Consider the following 21,000-nt stretch of genomic DNA (forward strand, 5'->3'; position numbering starts at 1 on the left):
AATGCGTTGAAGCCTTAAACCGTCCAGGTATCCAGGATCAGCGCGTTCTCCTTGCGGTGGATCAGCTTCAGGTCCAGCACATCGAGCGGGCTGATCGGGCGGATGCCTTCAATCAGCGACGCTTCGCCATGGCCATACAGCGCTTGCAGCGCAAAGCGGCAGGCGTAGACCTTGCCGCCCTCGTCCATGAACTTGGTGATCTGCTTGTTGAAGTTGAGATGGCCGGCGAAAGCTTCGTCGCCCAGCGTGGGAAAACCGCGCTGCAGGCCCAGCGTCACGCCCGGGCCGTACAGCAGGATGGAGGTCTCGAAGCCCTTGCGTTGCAGGCGCGTGGCCTGCAACAGGTTGACGAAGCCGATCGAGCCTTCGAAGGCCACGGTGTGAAAGGTGACCAGCGCCTTCTCGCCCGGTTCTGCCTTGACGTCCTCGAATACCTTCTCTTCGTAGTCGACCAGGAAGTCGCCTTTCTTGTGGGCCGGTTTGTTCACTGCGGGCATGTTGCACTCCATAGGGTTGGTGGATCTGTCGATCGATCGGCGCTGGGCCGACACCAAACCTTGAGCATGGGACATGCCATCTGCCACGCCCAATCATGCGATCAATGCCCGATCAAGCAGCGAATCGCTCATTGATCGCATCGCCGATTTCCCGGATGGCGAAATGTGCGGGAAACGCTTGTGCGTTAGCCGCTACCGGCCCACTACGGGTCCACTACGGGCCTTTTGCCGCCATGCACCGTGGTGGACCGCGCCAGCCGGGAAACACGCCCGGAAGCGGTGCAATCCCGCTAGATCGCACCATCATTGCGCAAACAAAAATACGATCAATTTAAGCGCAAAAAACGATCATTGTGGTAGCCTGAGGCCTCAGCTAACCCAGCTAAAGCCGCATCCGACAACCGCGAACACGCGAACACCAGGAGCCCACCTTGCCCGGACTTGCCAGCCACTGGCTCAAACGCCTCGGCGAGAGCACCAAACCCGCTTACCTGATGATCCCCGACCTGATCGAGGAAGACCTGGCAAGCGGCCGCTTGCAAGCGCGCGACCGCCTGCCGGCGCTGCGCGACCTGGCCGACGCGCTGCAGCTCAACTACACCACCGTGGCACGTGCCTATGCCGAAGCCCGCAAGCGCGGCCTGATCGACGCCAAGGCCGGCAGCGGCACCTTTGTGCGCGGGCGCGCGCCGGCCCTGCCGCTGCGCGCGGGCACTGGCGCCGAAATGACCATGAACAACCCGCCCGAGCCGGCGGCGCTGACCGTGAGGCTGCGCGAGTCGGCTGCGCGCCTGATGAGCACGACCGATCCCTACGACCTGCTGCGCTACCAGGATTTCGGCGGCACGCCGGCGGATCGCGCCGTAGCGGTGGACTGGCTCAAACGCTATGTGCCCGCCTGCCGCGCGGATACCGTGCTGATCTGCCCGGGGATTCACAGCGCCCTGGTGGCGCTGGTGTCGCTGCTGGCCCGGCCCGGGCAAACGATCTGCCTGGATACGCTGGCCTATCCCGGCATCAAGGCCATCGCCACGCAGCTCGGCGTGCAGCTGCAGGCCCTGCCCAGCGATGAGGAAGGCCCCCTCGGCCCGGCCTTCGAAACACTCTGCAAGACGCAAAAGCCAAGCGCGCTGTACTGCAATCCCACGCTGCAGAACCCCAGCACCAAGACCATGCCCCAGGGACGGCGCGAAATCCTGGCGGATATCGCCCTGCGCTACAGCGTGCCGATCATCGAGGACGATGCCTACGGCATGCTGCCGCAGCGCACGCCGGATGCCATGGCCACGCTCGCGCCGGAACTCACCTACTACGTCACCGGCCTGTCGAAGTGCTTTGGCGCCGGATTGCGCATTGCCTTTATCCACGGCCCCACGGCACGCCAGACCCAGCGGCTGGCCGGCACCCTGCGCGCCACCACGGTGATGGCAAGCCCGTTCAATACGCTGCTGGCCACGTCGTGGATCAAGGACGGCACGGCCGAAGACATGCTCAAGGCCATCCGCGCCGAGTGCGTGGCCCGCCAGCTCCTGGCCCGCGACGTGCTGGCGGGACGGCCCTATGACGCCGACCCGGAAGGCTTCCATCTCTGGCTGCCGATTCCCCCGGACAGCGGCTGGCGCCCTTCCGAGCTGGCACTGCACCTGCGCTCGCGCGGCATCGGCGTGGTGTCGAGCGCGGCGTTCGCCACCGATGGCAATCCCCCCGATGCCATCCGGATCTGCCTGGGCGGGCCGGGCGAGCGCGACGAGGTAGAGGAATCGCTGCAGATCGTGGCGGATACGCTGGACGATCCGCACCATCTGCACTCGGCCATGCTGTAGACATGCTGTAGCGGGCCATAGCGCCTTGGCCCTGCCGGCGCTTGGCCGGCTTCGTTGGGTTTTGGCAACGACATCAAAGTCTGCCGGCGAAACCGCAAATGACTTTGCCGTCTCGCGGACAAGCGTCGATAAAATACGCCCTGCTGCGCCCGGCAGGCGCTGCCACTCCACTCCATTTCATTTCATTTCAATACGTATAAAAAGTGCACCTCGGCATCGGCCGAGACGTGTGCAAGCGGATCACTGTTTTTGGGAAATCACGGGAAATCATGATGCAAACAAAATTGCGGGCTCTCTATCTGTCCATGGCCGCGGCCTCGCTGCTGAACGCATGCGGTGGCGGCGGCAGCGATACCGCGCAATCGTCCGGCAGCGCGCCGGTCACGGTGGCGCCGGCAGCCTCGATCTCCGGCGTTGCCGCCACCGGCGCGCCCATTGCCAATGCCACCGTGGAACTGAAATGCGTGGCTGGCACGGCCTCCGTCACCACCTCGGCCACCGGCGCCTGGTCGGTCACCACCGCCGGCCTGGTGCTGCCGTGCGCGGCGCGCGTGACCGGCCCGAACGGCGTGCTGCACACGCTGATCCTCGGCCCCGGCGTGACCAACATCACGCCGATCACCGAGCTGGTGGTGGCCAGCGCCACCGGAAACCCGGACACCGAAGCCTTCTTCAACACGTTCTCCGCCACCTCGGCCGGCGCGGCAAGCAACCGCCTGCCCACTGCCCTGACCTTGACCAAGCAGCGCCTGGCCAACCTGGGCGTGACGGTGGACACGCTGAACCTGCTCAACCAGGTGTTCCAGCCGCAAGCCGGCGACACCTATGACGACAAGCTCGAAGCGCTGATCGTGCGCCTGAAGGCCAACAACGCCACGCTGGTCACTGTGTCGCAGGAACTGGCCCGGGGCGATGTGGGCCCGGCAGGGGCAACGGGCGCGACCGGCGCCACGGGTGCGGCAGGTCCCACCGGGGCTACCGGCGCGGTGGGGGCAACCGGGGCGACGGGGGCAACCGGCGCGCAGGGCCCGCAAGGTGCCGACGGGAGCAATGGCGCCACGGGCGCTACCGGCGCGACTGGCGCCACTGGGGCCACCGGTGCGCAAGGCGTGACGGGGCCGACCGGCGCGACCGGCGCCACCGGTGCGCAAGGCGTAACGGGTTCCACGGGAGCAACAGGGGCCACGGGGGCCACGGGGGCGACAGGCGCGACCGGCGCCACAGGCCCCATCAACCCAGGTCTGGGGCAAAACGCCGGAAACGCGGCAGGCGGCGGCACCGGCGGCGCCGAATGCACGATGGGCAGCGTGTGGCTAACCGCCACGACGTTCGGGACAGGCCTGCCGGCCGATGGCCGACTGCTCCCCATCGCGCAATACGCGGCGCTGTTCTCGCTGCTGGGGACTAACTTCGGCGGCAACGGCACAAGCAACTTTGCGCTGCCGAATCTTGCGTCCGTCACGCCCAACGGCCTGACGTACATGATCTGCACTGACGGCCTCTATCCCTCGCGGAGCTAAGCAGCCGGAGGCCGGGGATACAAAAAGCCGGCCTCCTTCCCGCTCAAGCCTCGGACGCGTTCATTGCCCGGGCGGCGCCGAGCGCGGCTCCGCAGGCACCGGCGCAAGGCTGCGCGCGATCACCAGTTGCTGGCTATCCCCGCTCGCCAGTGCCAGGTCCCGCAGCTTTCTCCGGATACGCGCCTGGAAATCCGGATCGAGCCCCGCCTTGCCGGCTTCGTAAAGGCCGAGCATCTGCCGGAACACCAGCGCCGGCGCAACGTCGGCCGGCAGCGCGGCGATCACCTCCGCCTCCTGCTTGCACCAGGCAAAATCCGCTGCGCCCAGGTCCGTGCCGCCCACCGTCACACTTACCGTGCGCACCTGGCGGCTCTGCGCAAAGTGCGTGCTTCCGCGGCTATTCGTCATGCCGCAGAACAGATAGCTGCCCTCAACGTCCAGCACATACGTCATCTTTGGCACCGGCGCGCCATCGGCGCCACCCGTTGTGGAGAATGACCGGCCAAAATCGCCCTCCCCCACGATGGCGTCGAGAATCCATTGCGACTGCGCATGGCGCCCGGGCAGGCGCACCGTCACAGTACGGCCTTGCCGGTCGGTCATGCCGAAGACCACGCTGGCCGTGTCCCCCGGGCCAACCGGTATGCCGGCGATCTGGTGCTCAGGCAGGGCCAGCCGATAGCGCGCTTGCGGCATTGGTGCTCCGGTCACCGCATCGCGCAGCACGAACTGATGCCGGTATGGGCCTTGGCCGACCGTTCCGGGGCCGCGGTATTCGCGGGCCTGGGAGATGCCGGGCAGCGCCAATGCCGCCAGCAGGATGACGCTGTACAGGAAAGGGGAGGTTCTGGCCATTGCCACCATTGCCTCCATTGCCACCATTGCTACGATTGCCACTCACGTCGGATTGAATTCGCCCACACTCAGCGATTTTGCTGTTTATGGCGATTTTCAAGCGACGAATTCTACGTCAGCCAGGCCGCTGGCGTGGCAGCCTAGCGCCAGCTGATCACCGACTCGGTGCCGTGGCAGCTAGCGTAGTTGTCGCATCCGGCGCAGGCCGGTTCGGGGCACGGGTGCAGGTCCAGCCGCCGGCATAGTTCGTGGTAGAAGAACTTCTTCCACTTCATGTCCGTGGTGTTGGCCGCGTAGAGCGAGGGGAAATACGCCTGCAGCAAGCGCGAAACGTCATGCCGGCCCGACAGGCCCATGTCGTGCCAGAGATGGGAGCCGCCAAAGCAGCCGCTGGCCAGCGCGTGGGCGGCCCAGCGCGTTTCGGGGCGAGCGGGATCGCCCGATGCGATCAGCATCTGCACCAGGTCGGCAAACTCGCAAGGCAACGCGGCGGCATCGACCGGCGCCGACTCCGGCGCCCACCCCGCCGCCCTGGCACCCGGAAAACAGTAATCCAGCATCTGCCAGAACTCGGGCTCGGCAAGCCCGAGCCACTGCGCGAACCGGGGCAGCCTGGCAGCGTTGGCGCTTTCCAGCACGCCCGCCAGGGCGTGGCAGGCCGGCTCGCCGGGAGACAGCGAGAACGCATCGAGGATCAGCAACGACTGGTTCACGGGCAATGCCTTGTGGAGCCGGGCCGGCAACAAAGAGGGGAAATGCCCGAATGCCCTAAGACCGAAATATAGCGATGTATATAACGGTAGTCAAACGCAGGCCGGGGCAGGCATGGCCTAAAGCTGGAGCAGCTCGAAGGGCATCGGGGGGGAAATGGCATACCCCTGCAGCAAATCCGCGCCGAGCGACCTTGCCAGCACCACGTCGTCCGGGCTCTCCACGCCTTCGGCCACCGTCTGCATTTCCAACGAGCGCGCCAGCGCCACCGAGGAAAAGAACAGCCGCCGGGCGCGCTCGGCGTGGCGTGCGCGGTGCAGCAGGATCTTGTCCACCTTGACCTGCTTGAACGGCAGCAGCCCAAGGGCTTGCAGCGAGGCATAGCCCGAGCCGAAATCGTCCTGGGAGATCACCATGCCACGGGCGGAAAGCGCGTTGAGGTTTTCCAGCAGGCGCGCCTCGCTGTCGCGGGCAATGCGGGTCTGCTCGGTCAGCTCCAGCACCACGCGGGCGATATCCAGCCCATGGGAAATGCTTGCGCGCACGAAGCCCTGGACGAAGCCGGCCGCCGCCGCGGTCCTCGGGTTGACGTTCAGGGAGAACCGGCCCGTGTATTGCGGAAACCGCGTCAGCACCCGCCCGCATGCGCCCAGGAAATGGTCCAGCAACAGCGTCTCCACGCCATGGCTGGTGATGCTGCCGACAAACTGTTCCGGGGCATGGTGCCGCCCCTTGTCGGACCAGCGCGCCAGCACCTCCAGCCCCACGATGCCACCGTGCTGCGCGCTGATCTGCGGTTGGAACACCGGGTAGATATGCCCGAACTCGATCGCACCGATGAGGTCCCCCCGGGTGAGCGAGAGCAGCTCCTCGTGATCCAGGCCGCGTTCCGTGGCATCCACGCCCTGCGGCCCGCCTGCAGGCCACGCCATCCTCTGGCGCAGCCGGGCCAAGCGCGCGGCCACCGGATCGGGTGCGCCACTGTCGGTGCCGGCGCCAACCCCGTCCGGATGCGGCCCCCTTGTGCGGGGAGACGCCGTGCCACTGAAAAACGCGTAATGCAATCTAAGCTCCTGGAAGGCATTTGGACGGTCGGGCGCAACATGCGCACGCATCACATCAAGCTCGCGCGCTAGCACTCCATACCGCCATTCCGCCCGGCAATGCTACAAGGCTGGCCCGCACATATGCAGACACATATACAGACACATGCGCAGACACATGCGCAGACACACATATGCAGGCACAACCCTATTCTTTCAGTGCCCGCATGGCCACGCATCACGCAGGTTCCCCTCTGAAGGAGGACCACCTACCAAGGCAGGGTACTGACGTAATACAAGCCGTAAGACAATGCACACTAGCAAGACTGACCCCTTGCTGAACTGTTCAAGGGGTGTAGGAGCACCCTGCGCCTACACCTCCTTTTTTTTGCCAGGGTGTCCCGCCCAAGTCCGCATTGCCCCGCTCCCCGCCTTAAAATCCCCGCCCTAAATCCCCGCTTTAAAATCCCGAAAAGCGAATGCCGATCGAGCCATAGCCGTAATAGCGATCGAGCTTGCCCGCGGTAGCAGCGTTATAGAGAAACGGGATCGTGCCAACGAAGTTGTACAGCGATGCCTGCCCACGCAGGAACACCTCCACATTCTTCACCACCGCATACGACAGCTCCATCCCCAGCGTATGGTTTGACTTGATCGGCGAATAGCCGTAGGCACTCGCGCGGCTATCGACGTTGCTGCGCAACAGGTACTGGAACTGATAGCCCAGCCGCGCGCTGAAGTTCTCGTACTTCCAGCGCCAGGAGCCACCCAGGTTCAGGAAGCCGGCCGTGTAATTGAAATCGTCATTGATGTTCAGGCCGTACTGGCTAGCGTCCGTTGAAAACGACGCCGACTGCAAGTTGGTGTTGCCCACGCGGCAAGGCGCCGCCAGGTTGCCGCTGGCAATGTTGTCCGAGCCAATGCTCACATTGAAATTGCACGCGCCCTGCTGCAGCCGCGTATTGATGCTGCCAATTGTCACGCGGCTGACGCCAAGGCCAATAAACCCGGTGAGCTTGTTGCGCTCGGTAAGGTCGCCAGAAAAAATCACATCGGCCTGGCCCTGGATGTCGTTGGCGTCGTTGACCGTGACGCTGTTGAACGTGGCATTCCTGACCTTGAGCGCGGACGAGCGGGTCAGGCTGCCGGCGCGGTCGCCCCAAAGGGAGAAGCGCAGCATGATGCGGTCCCGCGCGCCAGGCTCGGCCAGCGGGTCATAGTGCAAGGCCAGCATCCAGCTATCGATCTGGTTGTTGTCCTGCCCGTAGTCGATGCCGCGGCGCCAGTACGTGGCCGATCCCGACCACTTCGGCGAGAACTTGTAGCCCAGCATCAGCTTGCCGCCACGATAGTCGCCGGCATTGTCCGGCACGGCACCCTGGCCCTCTCGCAGGTTAAAGACATCCACGGTCTTGTTGACCATGTCATAGCTGGCCTCCACGCGGAACGACGTGAACTCGCCCGTAGCGGGCTCGGCCTGCAGAAACACATCGTCGGGGGCCGCTTGGGCAACGCCGACGCACGACAAACCCAGCATCAAGGCGCCGGCATGGCGGAGCCGGCGCGTGCGATACAACAGCATAGGGAGACTCCGAGGCCGGGAGCGGACCTCATCCATGGCGTCAGCCAGTTCCTGGTCCGGCCGACTGCACACAAAAAGAAGCCGGCCACCCGTCACAAGCGCCAGATGGCGCGCATGACGGATGACCGGGCAGACCCTCCCCTGACCACGGGGAGGGCTTCACTGCGCACCGATCAGGGGTTCAGCGTGAGCGTGACCGCGGTCGTGATGCCGTTGCCGCTAACCGTAGACGTGGCGGTCTGCACCGTCTGCGCCGCAGTCTTCTGCGGGCTGCTGCTCACCAGGGTGGCAACGCTCACGGCCTTGCCGCCCTGGCCCGCCACCGCGAACGTCACGGGGAAGGTGCTGGGCGCCTGGGGCGTGAGCGAGGCAATCTGCGTGGCACTCAGTGCGCCCGCATTCTGCAGCTTGGCCAGGAAGACCGTGAACGGCAGGTTCAGCGAGCCACCGTTGGCGCTGTCGAACAGGTTGTCGGCCGTTGCATTGGTCAGGCCCACGCTAGCCGTGATGCTGCCGCCACCGATGCGGAACGAGTACGACGTGTTGACCGGCACCTGCGCAGCGGTCAGCGCGCCGCTGCCGTTGAAGGTAAGCGCAACCTTCTCGATGATCACGTCGACCTTGTTGCCGTTGTACGTGTAGCTCAGGCCCGCACGCACTTCCGCTGCCCCGCCGGCAAAGGCATCGCCGCTTTGCGAAGTCGCCACCTTGATGGAGCTCAGCGTAGGGCCGGGCACCGTCACGGCGCTGCTCACCGGGAACTGCTGGCCGTTGATGGTCATGCTGGCCAGCTGGATGAAGTTGGTCGGCTTGACGCTGTTGGCCACATCGTTGATGGCGCCACTGTTGACGCTGCCGCCCAGGTTGCCAGCCGCGGTCTGGATCGCCGTGGCGTTGCCGGTAGACACGGCAGCGCCGAGCGCGGCCAGGTTGGCCGTCAGGGTGGAATCAGCCAGCGCGGCCGGCGTTACCGCAGCCACCAGCGCCGTGCTCGTCGTGGACTTGGCGCTGTCGGTCACCGCATTGACCGAGCCGCTTTGCTGCAAGGCAGCCAGCGTAGCGGCGGGGCTCGCGCCCAGCACGATCGTGCCCAGCGCGGTGTTCACGTTCGACACCTGGTTGGCCACAACCGGGCCGGCCAGCGCGGCGACGTTGGCCGCCACTGCGGCAATGTTGGCCTGGACACTGGCCGGGAAACCTGCCTTGGCGTTCTGCACGGACGCGTTGATCACCGACGTGACCAGCGTGCTGTTGGCCAGGTTAGCGGTACCGGAGGCGTTATTCACCGCGTTAGCCACGGCACTGGCCGCCGCTGCTGCGGCAGCTTCCGCCGTCAACGTGCCGCCCGTTGCCTTCGACAAACCTGCCAGCGTCTTTGCAACCTGGTCCACCAGTTGCTGCACCAGCACGGCCGCCTTGAGCACCGCAGCGTCCTGCATCGGGTCCAGCGTGGTGAGGTCCTTGCCTTGCAGGCCAAGCTTGGTCGCCAGCGCCGCAGCCTGGGTTGCGCCCAACTGCGCAACCAGCGTCGTCAGCGGCGTGATCACCGGGGTTACGCCGGCCTTGTAGGTCACTGCCGGCGCTTGCAGCACGCCGGTGAACGGCTGGTTGGTACCAATGTCGGTACCGCCGGTCACCTTGAGCGCGCTGGTGGAGCAGCCAGCCGGGAACGTGAAGTCCCCGGTTGCGGTAGTCGTGGTGGTCTTGTTGCTGCAATCGAGGAACGTCACCGTAGCCTGTGACAGATAGAAGTCGACGGCCTTGCCTTGCACGGTGACCGATGGCGTCGTCGGGGTCGGCGTCGAGTCCGAGCCGCCCCCGCAAGCCACAAGTGCCGCTGCGGCGGAAGCCATGATGCCGAGGGTAAAGATATTCCTGATATTGGTTTGCACTCTTCTCACTCCTGAATCGATACGTCGATATGTCGATATGTCAATGCGTCGATACGTCGATAGGTCAATGGGTCACTAGGTTGTCTATGGATCCTGACCACGCCTTGGCAGCGCACCACATGTGGCGCCCTTCACCGCCCTGGCTCGTCGCATCTCATGGATACCTTGGCTGGCTCTTGCAATCGGAATCGGCAGCACTACAGCGAAACTGCACTACTGCGCTACTGCACTACTGCCTTTACCAGCCTCACTAGATAAACAATCTCCACAACCGTGTCACCCCTACTAGGAGGGGGAAAGCGCAGACTTGCATGTCAGCCCGTAACCCCCACCGGCGCGAGAGCTGCAACGGCATCGCTGCCGCATGCCATTCCTACGGTTGTCAGGACGCGTAAAACGATGCCGGCCAACGCGCATTAACGCGTTTTAACGCGTTTTAACGCGTATCCTTGCATTGCCTCGCATCGCACTACCCCGCGCCTAGTGCAGAACCGGAAAATCCTCCCGCACCAGCCAGCGCGCCACATATCGGCCCATGGCTTCAAGCAACACATCGGAAGTCAGCCCCGAGGCGCCCGCCAGTGCGGGGCACATGATCCAGGTCGTGCCATCGTGCTCCAGCACGCGCAGCGTCTTGGCCAGATCGGCCGGCTGCAAAATGAAATCCCCCACCCGGGCTTGCTCAAGCCCGAATGCCAATACGAAATCCGAGAAATGCCGCTCGCCCAGGCACACCACCACCTTGGGCTTCCACTCCCTGCGAATGCCCTCGATAAAGCGGAAGCGGCTGCCAGAGCGGCACAGATCCAGGTAGCGCTGCTTGGGCACCAGCGCCGGCTGCCCGCGAAATGCCTTGGACCAGGGCGTCTGGCCAATCAGGTGCGCCGGCAATGGAAACAAGCTGAGCTTGAACTCCGCGCCCCCCGGCGCATAGAGATGCTGATCAAAGTAATGCTTCCAGTCGCACTCGCTCTGCGGGGATGCAAAGGTCTGCGCACGCGCCGCCGCCATGATCCTGGCAATCTTCTGATGCGACTGCCAGCGCTCCATGCTCTCGCGATGGCGCTCACGGTAGGCGCGGTCCCACGCCCCCGGTTGCATGCGCGGCTCCAGTGGCGCTACCAGCGACTCGACCCAAGGATGCGGTGTGCTGTCGCAAAACCAGACAGCCGCCGCCGGATTTCCCCCTTCCATACCAACGTAAGACGCGAAGTACGCGTCCAGCTGCTCACGTGAGAATACTGTCTTTTGTTCTATTTCCATGCCCCTACCGCTTGGTGGAATTAAAGATGCCCACGCGCTGAGGCAGTACCTACCTATACGACGTGACGGGCCGTGAGACGCCTCGAATGCATCGGCAAATCTCTAATAGAACGATGGAGACAACCCGCTGGCGGGGAATGCGAAGATGCCCGCGTTCCCGCGCCTCCCACCTGCTTCGTCTCGGATGCCGGCCGGCATAAAACCAATGCCTGGCTCCGACGGATTTGACCTGCCTACAACCAATCTGGATCGGTGCTTTTCCCTTTGGGAAATCGATTGCCGGAACGTATATCGTCAAACCCGCGACGCTCCCGCTACCGCCCCAAAAAGCCCGATCTCGTTTGCGCGAAACAATCACTTGGCGGTGCAAGATTCTGCGTGAGATTTGATCATGACGCGCCCCCCTTTGGAGGGATTCGCGGCAGTCTTCTTTCCCTTCTTACGCGGGGTAACGGCACTTTGCGCGGCATCGCACAATCGGGCGGCGGTAAGTGGCGTGTGCACGGAAAGCACACGGCAAGTCCATGGCGCATACATGGCCCGTACATTGCCCGTACATGGCAAAAGTACAGACATGCAATTGGGACAGGCACAACGCGTTGCCTGCAAGAACCTCGGTTTTTCGATACAGTGGTGCCGATGCGCCGGCGTTTTGCCGGTCCTATGCAGCACCGGGTGCGCCCAACGCCCATGACCGAGCCTCCCATCGCACTTGCACCGCCCCGATCGGAACCACAGCCCGCGGCCCCGGACGCGCGCGTGCCGCATACCCATTTCCAGGTAGGCGGCGACGGGCCCCGTGACGCTAGCGTGGGACAAATCCTCGCCTGGCGCCAACGTGTCGGGCATGTGATGGACGTCAACCTCACCCGGGACACCCTGGCCGCCCCGTTCCAGGCCTCCATCGACCGCTACCTGGTCGAGGACATGCTCTTCACGGACTGCCGCTGCGATGGCCTATCCCTTGCGCGCAACGTCGCGCGCATCTCCACGGACACCATGCGGCACTATGCGCTCCAGGTGTTCGTCGAGGGCAGCGCCGGCGTGGTCGAGGGCAGGCGGCACAACCCCATGCCGCAACAGGGCGGCATCCTGCTCACGGACCATGGGCAGCCCATCCACATGCACCGGGGTGCCGTGCGCGCGCTCTCGGTCTTCGTGCCACGCGCGATGATGGATTCCATCTTTCTCGGCGCCGAGGCCGCGCACGGGCGCATCGTGCAAACCAACACCCCGCTGACCCGGCTGGCCGTGGAGCACCTGACGGCGCTGAGCCGCGAGATCCCCGGCATGGCGCCGCAAGCGGCTGCCCGGGCCATGCACGCCAGCGTGCAACTGCTCACCGCCGCCTTTCGCAAAGGCGCGCGCCTTCAGGAAGGCGAGCGCGCCGCCGCGCGCAGCGCCATGCTGGCCCGGGCGCGCCGGCTGATCGACGCCGACCCCGGCGCGGCGGGGCTGTCCCCCGACAAGCTGCTCGCCAGGATGGAAATCTCCCGCCCGACCCTATATCGATTGTTCGAGCAAGAAGGCGGCGTGCAGGCCTATATCCGCGAGAGCCGCCTGCGGGCCGCCGCCGCCGACCTCGTGAAGTTCCCCAGCCTGCCGATCAGCAATATCGCCTACGGACTGGGCTTCAATAGTGCATCGGACTTCACCCGTGCGTTCCGCCGATCCCTGGGCATGTCGCCCAGCGACCTGCGCGCCTATGCCACCAGCCCCGAGAACACCGAATTCCGGCAAGCCGCGTTCGCGGCGCAAGGCGATGCCTTCCGGCAGTGGCTGCATCGGCAACAGTGCTGAGACCAGTGTTGAGAACCGTACTGAGCCACACACCAACGGCCACTGAATCGCCATCTCAGGCCGGGTAGTACTCCGCCTCGTAAAGCGCCGTCTCGTGCGGTCTTACCTGAAAATCGGCCATGGTCAGCCATTGGCTGATAAAACGCCCCATGGCGTTCAGCAGCACATCAGAGGCTAATCCGGCAGCCCCGGCCACCGCGGGACAAATAATCAGGTTTGTACCCTCGCTTTCATAAACACGCAGTTCCCTCGCCTGATCAGCTGGCTGCAATGTGTGCGTGGTATATGGCACGCCCCGCATGCCAAAGGCCTGCAGGTAATCCGCCTCGAAGCGCTCGCCAAGGCAAACCACCACCTTGGGCTGCTCGCGCCGGCGCAACTGGGCGATAAAGCGGAACCGGGCACCATTGCGGCACAGCGCGAGGTATTTGGATTTAGGGTTCAGCTCCGGCTGGCTGCCGTGCAATTGCGTCCACGGCAACCCGTTCTCAGAACGGATGGCCAAGGGGAACAAGCTCAGCTTGAAATCCCATCCGCGCGGCCGGTAAAGATATTGCGCAAGATAGCGCTGCCAATCGCCGCTATCGTCCCGGCCAAACAGCACCATCTCCCGGGCCGCCGCCATGATGCGCGCAATGCGCTGGTGCGTTTGCCATTTGCCCATCTCGTGTAGATGCCGCAGCCTGAACTCCGCATCCCACGCCGGCACCTCAAGCACCGGGTCAAGCTGCGCGGGCAGCCGCGTGCCATCCGAAGTCGGCATGCTGTCGCAGAACCAAACCGCGCTAGCCGGACTCCCCCCCTCCATGCCCACGTAGGAAGCAAAGTAAGCATCGAGCTGCTCACGGCTCAGGGCGCCCCCACCCTGCTCCGTCATTCCAGACATATCAGACAAACCAGACAAACCAGCAAAACCAGATAACTCAGCCATCACCAACACCCCCATCATGCCCGTCGTACGCCTAATGACCCATCAAGACATCGGATCGCTGCCGGCATTGCCCCGGTTGCGTCGGTTCCCCGCTCTCTTCGAGTTCTGGGGCAGGGGTTGCCAAGCCACCCCCTTTCGCGCACGCCTTATAGACAACGGTCTCTAGCGCCCAAGATTAAAGCCACGCCCGCCCGCCTCTTGACCGTGCGTCTCACTTTCTGGCAATTGGTGCGGAGATTCGCACTCCAGTTGGCAGGTAAGCAACGCCAGCGGCCCGGCATGGTGACGCGTGAGCCTCGCCGGCAAGCCATCCGGCACCGCGCCAGCCCGGTCCACGTCAACCGCAAACGCACCTGACAGAACACATTCCGTTTCCGCCAGGGAGCCGTTTCGCCAAGTGCCGAAAGCGCCATCCGATCCGCCAGTGCCGCGCGCCTCGATTTCAATCGAGCCCGAGGACCCGGATAAACAGCGGGCGGAGACAGGCAGATCCCCAGCCGATGAGAGCGTGTGGGCCATGTCATCGACGCGCTGTTGATCCCCGAACGGGTCGATAGCCCGTTCACGGGAAAAATCGCCGTCTACCCAGCGGACAACCGGGTCTTCAGCAACTGCCGCACCGATGCCCACGCTGGAACGCAGAGTCGCCCGGAGCTGGTTTCGCAATTAGCAGGTCGACGAAGTGGCGATAGAGATCGAAAGCCCCCTACTCAATATCCGAATCCATTCGGAAATCCCCACTTACGCAGGGATAGAAAAATCGAAAAAAAGCGCAGACCTTTTAGACATATTAAATAGCGCTAGCCATGCGCTAGCGATGCGTGAGTGGATCAGCAGCACGCGCAGCCTCCACCCTCGCCCCTTCGACTTCTCTCCCCAGCCCAAGCCCACAGCGCATTGCAGGGCCTCCCCCAGCAATGCCGCACCATGGTGCCAACAATCCCCTCTCGTTCCCTTCTCACGCAGGGTACCGGTAGCTATCACCGCGCCGCACTATTCGCACCATTCGCAAGACGAAGGACGCCTCCCGCGACGCCAGCCGCAATCGGCTCGCCCTTATCCGGCATTCCCTCGCCTCATCCTGCAGCACGCAAGGCAGTCATGATTTACCGCACCAATCTCTCTGGTGTCGGATTCGCAATGTGGTCTATGCATATGACATCCGCGCTTACTCAATGGCTACTCGCACTTCCGCGCCGTGGCAAAGTCGTTCTGATGGTGGCAGCCGATTTGATGATCCTGCCCCTGTGCTTCTCGCTCGCCCTGCTGTTAAGAAAAGGCGATGCCGATCTGCTTAATCAGTACGGCGCATTGCCGCCATTGGCAATTGCGTTCCTCACCATCCCGGTGTTCTACCTGAGCGGGCTCTACCGCACGGTGCTGCGGTATATCGATCTCAAGGTGCTGTGGATGTCTGGCGTCAGCCTGGCCGCACTGATCGGCCTCACCTATCTTGCATCGGTACTGCTGCAGGACGACTACCTGCCGCGCACGGGCATGCTGATCTATTGGTTTATCGCCTTTACGTACGTCGTCATCTCGCGCTTCCTGGCACGCGCGCTGCTGCGCACCTCGCAATACCGCAAGAATCGCGGCAAGGTGGCCCGGCTTGCCATCTTTGGCGCTGGCGAGGCCGGCTACCAGCTGGCCCTTGCGATGCGTGCCAGCCCCGATCACCAGCCGTTTTGCTTCTTCGATCACGACATTACGCTGAACAACAAGATCGTGGCCGGCCTGCCTGTCTATGACGTGAGCCGCCTTGCCGACCAACTAAGCAAGCTGAGCATCGACGAAGTTGTACTGGCCATTCCGTCAGCCTCACCGCAGCGGCGCCGCGAGGTAGTCGATAGCTTGCGCGCCCATGCGGTGGAAGTGCGCACCCTGCCAACCCTGCTGGAAATGGTGGACGGCAAGATCACCACGCAATCCATCCGCGAAATCCGTATCGAGGACCTGCTTGGCCGCGAACCGGTACCGCCCAACAAAAACCTGTTTGCAAAAAATACTCGCAACAAGGTCGTGATGGTGACCGGTGCCGGTGGCTCGATCGGCAGCGAGCTCTGCCGGCAGATCGCCACACAGGAGCCGCGCAAACTGGTCCTGCTGGAACACTCCGAATTTGCGCTCTATACGATCGAGCAGGAACTGCGGCAGCTCTTTCCCGACCTGGACGTGTCGGCGCGCATCGGCTCGGTGTGCGACCCCGAAATCGTTACGGCCGCGGTGCGCCAGAACCGGGTCGACACGATTTACCATGCCGCGGCGTACAAGCACGTGCCCCTGGTCGAGTCGAACATGCCCGAAGGCATTCGAAACAACGTGCTGGGCTCGCTGACCGTAGCCGATGTCGCCCACATGTATGGCGTCGAGACCTGCGTGCTGGTCTCAACTGACAAGGCCGTGCGCCCGACCAACATCATGGGTGCGAGCAAGCGCATGGCGGAACTGGTCTTCCAGGCTGCCGCCGCGCGTCCTAGAACCCGAACCAACTTCTCGATGGTGCGCTTCGGCAATGTCCTCGGCTCCTCCGGCTCGGTGGTCCCGCTGTTCCGCCGGCAAATTGAAGGTGGCGGGCCCATCACGATCACCCACGCCGACGTCGTACGCTACTTCATGCTAATCCCCGAAGCCGCCCAGCTTGTGATCCAGGCAGGCGCGATGGCCAAGGGCGGCGAGGTCTTCGTGCTAGACATGGGCGACCCGGTACGCATCGTGGATCTGGCTCGTACCATGATTGACATGTCCGGCCTTCAGGAAAAAACCAGAGACAACCCCGCCGGCGATATCGAGATCAAAGTGGTAGGCCTGCGCCCTGGCGAGAAACTCTATGAAGAACTGCTGATTGGCGACGGCGTCATCCCTAGCTCGCACACCCGCATCATGTGTGCAAAAGAGCACTCCATGGAGGAGGCCTCGCTGCACGATTACCTGGCCGCACTGTTTGCCGCATGCGACACGCGCGACACGCTCAAGATCCAGAGCCTGGTACAAGCCATCGTGCCGGAGTACGCGCCTTACAGCTCACTGGACGGCAGCAAGCCCCGCAAACCCGCGCGTTCGCGCGTGCTGGTGCCCTTCCCCTTGGGCGCGCGTGCGCGCGGAGCGGAAGAAGTCCTGGCCGATTTTGCCGAACTCAACGCCAAGCAAGCCCACGCGAGCTGACCCCAGGTTCGTGAGCTAGCCGCACTATCTGTTCAAGCAACCCATTGCATTCGGCAGGACATTGACACTCAGGCCGGCAGTACCGGCTACGGCGGCGATAGCGCCAGAGTTGTGTTCTGCCGGGTGCAGATCAGGGGGGCGCCATGCGTCTGCCAGCGCCACATATCCTCCCGATCCCGCTGGCCGTGAACCTCCCCGGCATTCAGGCATAGTCCAGGCAAGCCCCCGCCAGTTCTCCGAAATCGCTCGGCTCGAGCATGGCGCCAAGCAACTGCCCGAACGCATTGAGCTGCACGTCCGAAGTCAGCCCGGCACAGCCAGCCAGCACGGGGCAGATGATCCAGCTGGTGCCATCCCGCCTGAAGACACGCAATACCCTCGCCAGGTCAGCCGGCTGCAACAGCCGCTCCTCTCCCGCCGACTCATCGAGCCCGAAAGCCTGCATATAGTCATCGGCATGCCGATAACCCAGGCAGACCACCACCTTGGGCCGCCAGCGCGCGCACAGCTTGTTCAGCATGCGAAAACGCGCGCCACGCCGGCACAGCGCCAGGTAACGATCCTTGGGCACCAGTTCCGGCTGGCCCCGGAACACCTTGGACCACGGCGTCAACCCATCGAGTTGCGCAGGCAACGGAAACAGGTTCAGCTTGAACTCGGCGCCATCTGGCGCGTACAGCCGCTCCCAGAAATAAGGCTTCCAGGCCTCGTCGCCCACCCGCTCGCCCAGCGCCTCGGCACGGGCCGCCGCCATGATGCGGGCAATACGCTGATGCTGGAGCCACCGCCCCATATCCCCCTGGTGCTTCGCCCGGAACGCCGCATCCCACGCGAGCGGCTCCATGCGCGGCGCCAACGGCCGCGATATCGGCTCCAGCCACGGATGCGGGCTGCGGTCGCAGAACCAGACGGAAGCCTGAGGGTTCCCCCCTTCCATCCCGACAAAAGATGCGAAGTAACTATCCAGTTCTTCGCTTGTGAATACCCCTAGCTGCTGCATGCTACCCCCTAACGCTTGGTGGGACCCCTGCCGCCCGGGCGCCTTCTACGAGCGCTGGCGTGCCGCTGTGATCGTTCGCCGAACATCTGCACGCCGGCGGCGCAAGGTGACGGGCTGAAGCCCGCTCGATGGAAAACGTCCTCACGCGCAGCGTGCTGTTGGCTTGATCTGTCTCGGCTCGACGCCATCGCATGGATGAGTGTCGGGGGGGCGCCGGGAGCTTTTGCGTGTTACGTCATGGCCTGAGTGGCATCCCTTGCTTGGGCGCCATCCCCGCTCTGCGGCGGATATAGCCGGAAGGCCAGCTGCGGCGTTGCCGTGGATGGCCTTTTTATCTACTCACTTATGGTTTTTTGATGCAATCTCTCGAGATACCCACGATATTCCCCCGGCAAACGCATATCGATATTTCACTGGAGAATGGGGCAGGAAGAGACAAGTGACAAAACCGTTCTGACCGGTGATATCCAAGCTCATCGCTCATCGGTTCCGCGATGAAAGCATGTATATAGAAAAGTGCCAGAATCGACGAAGCGAACTCTAACGCATAACCACCACATTACAAATTTTATTATTTTGAATTCAGAGATAAGAGTTTTCAATCAACTACATTTTCGTGAATATTAATTTATCAGATCCCTCCTGATGGGGGATTCAAATTTTGTTGCAGCAACGGATATGCGGCAAAAAAAGGAGGGCACAAATGCGGCCACGGGCAATGGCACGCAGCAGCCAGCGGAAACTGGACCCAACTGCACATAGCACCGCATTCCCGGGAGGCGCAGGACAACGGCTGTGGACTACAAATAGCCGAGCGCCGGAGCTACCGCCTGGGGCGCCTCTCTCAGCCGTTCTATGTGCAGCATTGCCTGCATGCGGGTACGCACATTGAGCCGCCGCAGGATTTCGGAGACGTGTTCCTTTACGGTGTTCTCCGTCAACCCCAGGCGACGCGCGATGAGCTTGTTGGGCAGGCCCTCCCCAATCAGCATCCAAACCGTGAACTGACGTGGCGTGAGGCCCGGGAGCATTGCCGCATGCAACCCACCCTGCCCCAGCGCGCCGCCACCCGCCGGGTTGCCGGGCGCCGAGCCGCCGGCGCCATGCGCCCAGGCATCCGCAGCGCGCGCCGCACTCCCGCTCAAGCGCAGCGCTGCCTGCATGCGGGTGCTCACCCCAAGCCGCTGCAGGATGGCAGAGACATGCTCTTTCACCGTGTTCTCCGTCAGCCCCAGACGGCGAGCAATCAGCTTGTTGGACAGGCCTTCGCCAATCAGCGTGAGGACCGCATCCTGGCGCGCCGTCAGGCCCAACTGAGCGACAGCTTCCGGTGGCATCGCATGCCTCGCGTCAGGCCGGTTCGTCGACGGCAGCCTCTCGGCATTCTCTTCCGGGGTCATCCAGGATTCGAGCTGAAGCGCCGGCGCGGGCCTGAGCCGATGCGAATCGGATTTCCCTCGCAGCGCATGAGACCAATCAAAACGCGGAGACATGAACACCCCGTCCCTCTCCGCAACGTTCTTAATACAGCCCTCGAGCGGGGAACGGATAGGGGTTCCGGACTGTTCCGTGTAACCCAGGCGAGAGAGCTTCTTGCCCCTGATACCGCAAAACGGATTCTCGATTTCCCGATAAAGGGTCCAGCTTAGCTGACCAGGAACGCGCGAACGCGCCCGCTGCATATTACTGCCGGGAGGCTGATTGACCGCTTGCACGGCATACGCATTGGCACGCGTGGCACGCTCGATCTCGACGGCCGCACGCAAGGCCTCCAGCCGGGCTGCGGGAAGCCGGGCCACCGCTGTCAGCAGTTGATCAAACTCTATCGCCGCATCGGGAGCACATGACTGCAAAGGAAACGACGTCGACATAAACGGAAGAACTCGCCAATAGGATTTCGGGGAATCTCGCCTACCCGAAGATAGCAAGGGCCACCGTTAGCTCGAAGCAGCCGAACTTCTCTTTTTAGGCTGGCGGGATATACGGAGACAAGTGACATTAGTCCGACCACCATTGCGGACCGGCGCAATCTTAGATTAATCCTGCGCTGATTGCCAGACGCCTGGCCGAGCCCTCTTCGCCACGCAGCACTTAGGGGAACGGGCGTGCCGTGAGGCAAATAGGTAACGGCAACTACAGGACTTACGCGAAGGAGAACGCGGACAATGCACATACGTGCATCACAGGCGAGATACGCCATGCCTGCACAAAGGGAGCCACCTGCGCCGCGACGACGCGCCTAATGGCTCAAGAAAGACTACGCACCCGCACAGCTACCCGCCGCGTGCCGCTGACGGGATCCGTAGATATCTGCCGCGTATATTGCTCGGTAGCGCCGAACCAAATCGCCGCGCGTTGCCAAAGCGCCGCCTTGGTCGGATTGACCGTGCTGTGCATATCGACCAGCAGCACCACGGCAACTGGCAACGCGACAAGCAAGGACAGTTGCGCCAGCCGCAACTTCGGCTGCCAGCGCAGATACGTGCAGACCACCGCCGCACCAACCGCCATGCCAGCCAGCGTTTCAGACAGCGTGTGATAGTTGCCGGCCAACAACGTTACCGCCATGAACATCGACGCCGCCAGCCCCAGCAGGAATCCACATCGCGCGGCTCGCGGCCCCAGCGCCGAAAAGAGCAGCATGAACAGAAGCGGATAGATTGCCGTGGTCTGCATAGCGTGGCCGCTGATGCTGTAAAAGCCGAGCGCCGGCAGGCACCACCCACCAAGGTCAAATGCCAGCTTTCCCGCAACAATCACGGCAAGGCCGGCGCCGAAGCAAGCCATCCAACGCACAGCGAGTCCCCGATTTCCACCGAGCAGCAGGGCGATGGCGATGGAAGCAGAAAGAGGCAATGTCCAGGAGCTATCACCAAAAGGGATGACGAGAGGCCACAGCGTCATAGTCCACCGCCCACGCA

Annotated in this window: 15 protein-coding genes and 1 pseudogene; 4 read left to right on the top strand and 12 right to left on the bottom strand. The window is 63.4% G+C overall.

The annotated features are described in order from the left end of the window. Window positions 1-14: 14 nt before the first annotated feature. Complete coding sequence (locus A9975_RS26445) at window positions 15-497, bottom strand: MSMEG_0572/Sll0783 family nitrogen starvation response protein (protein ID WP_043356207.1); 483 nt, start codon at window positions 495-497, stop codon at window positions 15-17. 431 nt (window positions 498-928) lie between these two features. On the opposite strand from A9975_RS26445, the gene A9975_RS26450 reads away from it, so the two are divergent. Further along, window positions 929-2,320 (top strand): PLP-dependent aminotransferase family protein, encoded by a 1,392-nt coding sequence (locus A9975_RS26450; RefSeq protein ID WP_183035333.1) that lies wholly within the window; start codon window positions 929-931, stop codon window positions 2,318-2,320. A 269-nt stretch (window positions 2,321-2,589) separates the two neighbouring features. Continuing rightward, window positions 2,590-3,840 carry a phage tail protein gene (locus tag A9975_RS26455; protein ID WP_255503483.1) on the top strand — a complete coding sequence of 417 codons (1,251 nt, stop codon included), beginning with the start codon at window positions 2,590-2,592 and terminating at the stop codon, window positions 3,838-3,840. A 60-nt stretch (window positions 3,841-3,900) separates the two neighbouring features. On the opposite strand, the gene A9975_RS26460 is transcribed toward A9975_RS26455, so the two are convergent. The 6 genes from A9975_RS26460 to A9975_RS26485 form a co-directional block, all read right to left on the bottom strand. Then, a complete protein-coding gene (locus A9975_RS26460) occupies window positions 3,901-4,695 on the bottom strand; it encodes a hypothetical protein (protein ID WP_183035334.1) in 795 nt (264 codons plus the stop codon). A 140-nt stretch (window positions 4,696-4,835) separates the two neighbouring features. Beyond that, entirely contained in the window at window positions 4,836-5,408 is a 573-nt protein-coding gene (locus tag A9975_RS26465; RefSeq protein WP_183035335.1) for a nitrogen fixation protein NifQ, read from the bottom strand. A gap of 117 nt (window positions 5,409-5,525) precedes the next feature. Then, on the bottom strand, window positions 5,526-6,470 hold the full coding sequence (locus A9975_RS26470) for an EAL domain-containing protein (RefSeq protein ID WP_255503487.1): 945 nt from the start codon (window positions 6,468-6,470) through the stop codon (window positions 5,526-5,528). A gap of 439 nt (window positions 6,471-6,909) precedes the next feature. Continuing rightward, a complete protein-coding gene (locus A9975_RS26475) occupies window positions 6,910-8,031 on the bottom strand; it encodes a hypothetical protein (protein WP_183035336.1) in 1,122 nt (373 codons plus the stop codon). 173 nt (window positions 8,032-8,204) lie between these two features. Next, entirely contained in the window at window positions 8,205-9,923 is a 1,719-nt protein-coding gene (locus A9975_RS26480; RefSeq protein WP_183035337.1) for a hypothetical protein, read from the bottom strand. A gap of 480 nt (window positions 9,924-10,403) precedes the next feature. Continuing rightward, window positions 10,404-11,180: an XpsR family transcriptional regulator gene (locus tag A9975_RS26485; RefSeq protein ID WP_370565592.1), complete on the bottom strand. Its 777-nt coding sequence runs from the start codon at window positions 11,178-11,180 to the stop codon at window positions 10,404-10,406. A 765-nt stretch (window positions 11,181-11,945) separates the two neighbouring features. Between A9975_RS26485 and A9975_RS26490 the strand changes: the two genes are divergently transcribed. Then, window positions 11,946-12,986 carry a helix-turn-helix domain-containing protein gene (locus tag A9975_RS26490; RefSeq protein ID WP_370565550.1) on the top strand — a complete coding sequence of 347 codons (1,041 nt, stop codon included), beginning with the start codon at window positions 11,946-11,948 and terminating at the stop codon, window positions 12,984-12,986. A 55-nt stretch (window positions 12,987-13,041) separates the two neighbouring features. On the opposite strand, the gene A9975_RS26495 is transcribed toward A9975_RS26490, so the two are convergent. Next, the gene (locus A9975_RS26495; RefSeq protein WP_183035448.1) at window positions 13,042-13,863 is read right to left on the bottom strand and encodes a transcriptional regulator; all 822 of its coding nucleotides are present in this window, start codon (window positions 13,861-13,863) and stop codon (window positions 13,042-13,044) included. Window positions 13,864-15,072: 1,209 nt separating this feature from the next. Between A9975_RS26495 and A9975_RS26500 the strand changes: the two genes are divergently transcribed. Beyond that, entirely contained in the window at window positions 15,073-17,079 is a 2,007-nt protein-coding gene (locus tag A9975_RS26500; RefSeq protein ID WP_183035449.1) for a nucleoside-diphosphate sugar epimerase/dehydratase, read from the top strand. Window positions 17,080-17,281: 202 nt separating this feature from the next. Here A9975_RS26500 and A9975_RS26505 read toward each other — a convergent pair whose 3' ends face one another. The 4 genes and pseudogenes from A9975_RS26505 to A9975_RS26520 all read right to left on the bottom strand — a co-directional run bounded on the left by A9975_RS26505 (window position 17,282) and on the right by A9975_RS26520 (window position 20,983). Continuing rightward, entirely contained in the window at window positions 17,282-17,923 is a 642-nt protein-coding gene (locus A9975_RS26505; protein ID WP_183035340.1) for an XpsR family transcriptional regulator, read from the bottom strand. A gap of 956 nt (window positions 17,924-18,879) precedes the next feature. After that, window positions 18,880-19,242, bottom strand: coding sequence for a LuxR C-terminal-related transcriptional regulator (locus A9975_RS38630; protein ID WP_183035450.1), 363 nt, complete (start codon window positions 19,240-19,242; stop codon window positions 18,880-18,882). Next, window positions 19,222-19,410 (bottom strand): annotated as a pseudogene (locus A9975_RS26515) (response regulator transcription factor); the annotation flags it as partial. The gene A9975_RS38630 and the pseudogene A9975_RS26515, both read right to left, overlap by 21 nt. Before the next feature lie 916 nt (window positions 19,411-20,326). After that, window positions 20,327-20,983 carry a phosphatase PAP2 family protein gene (locus A9975_RS26520; protein ID WP_183035341.1) on the bottom strand — a complete coding sequence of 219 codons (657 nt, stop codon included), beginning with the start codon at window positions 20,981-20,983 and terminating at the stop codon, window positions 20,327-20,329. Window positions 20,984-21,000 lie beyond the last annotated feature (17 nt).

The sequence above is a fragment of the Cupriavidus sp. UME77 genome (assembly GCF_014170355.1).
GTDB classification, from domain to species: domain Bacteria; phylum Pseudomonadota; class Gammaproteobacteria; order Burkholderiales; family Burkholderiaceae; genus Cupriavidus; species Cupriavidus basilensis.

Excerpts from the sequence above, each read along its gene's own strand:
- A9975_RS26445 (WP_043356207.1), bottom strand. The coding sequence starts at position 497 with ATGCCCGCAGTGAACAAACCGGCCCACAAGAAAGGCGACTTCCTGGTC.
- A9975_RS26455 (WP_255503483.1), top strand. The coding sequence starts at position 2,590 with ATGATGCAAACAAAATTGCGGGCTCTCTATCTGTCCATGGCCGCGGCC.
- A9975_RS26460 (WP_183035334.1), bottom strand. The coding sequence starts at position 4,695 with ATGGCCAGAACCTCCCCTTTCCTGTACAGCGTCATCCTGCTGGCGGCA.
- A9975_RS26475 (WP_183035336.1), bottom strand. The coding sequence starts at position 8,031 with ATGCTGTTGTATCGCACGCGCCGGCTCCGCCATGCCGGCGCCTTGATG.
- A9975_RS26495 (WP_183035448.1), bottom strand. The coding sequence starts at position 13,863 with ATGACGGAGCAGGGTGGGGGCGCCCTGAGCCGTGAGCAGCTCGATGCT.
- A9975_RS26500 (WP_183035449.1), top strand. The coding sequence starts at position 15,073 with ATGACATCCGCGCTTACTCAATGGCTACTCGCACTTCCGCGCCGTGGC.
- A9975_RS26505 (WP_183035340.1), bottom strand. The coding sequence starts at position 17,923 with ATGGAGCCGCTCGCGTGGGATGCGGCGTTCCGGGCGAAGCACCAGGGG.
- A9975_RS38630 (WP_183035450.1), bottom strand. The coding sequence starts at position 19,242 with ATGCAGGCAGCGCTGCGCTTGAGCGGGAGTGCGGCGCGCGCTGCGGAT.
- A9975_RS26520 (WP_183035341.1), bottom strand. The coding sequence starts at position 20,983 with ATGACGCTGTGGCCTCTCGTCATCCCTTTTGGTGATAGCTCCTGGACA.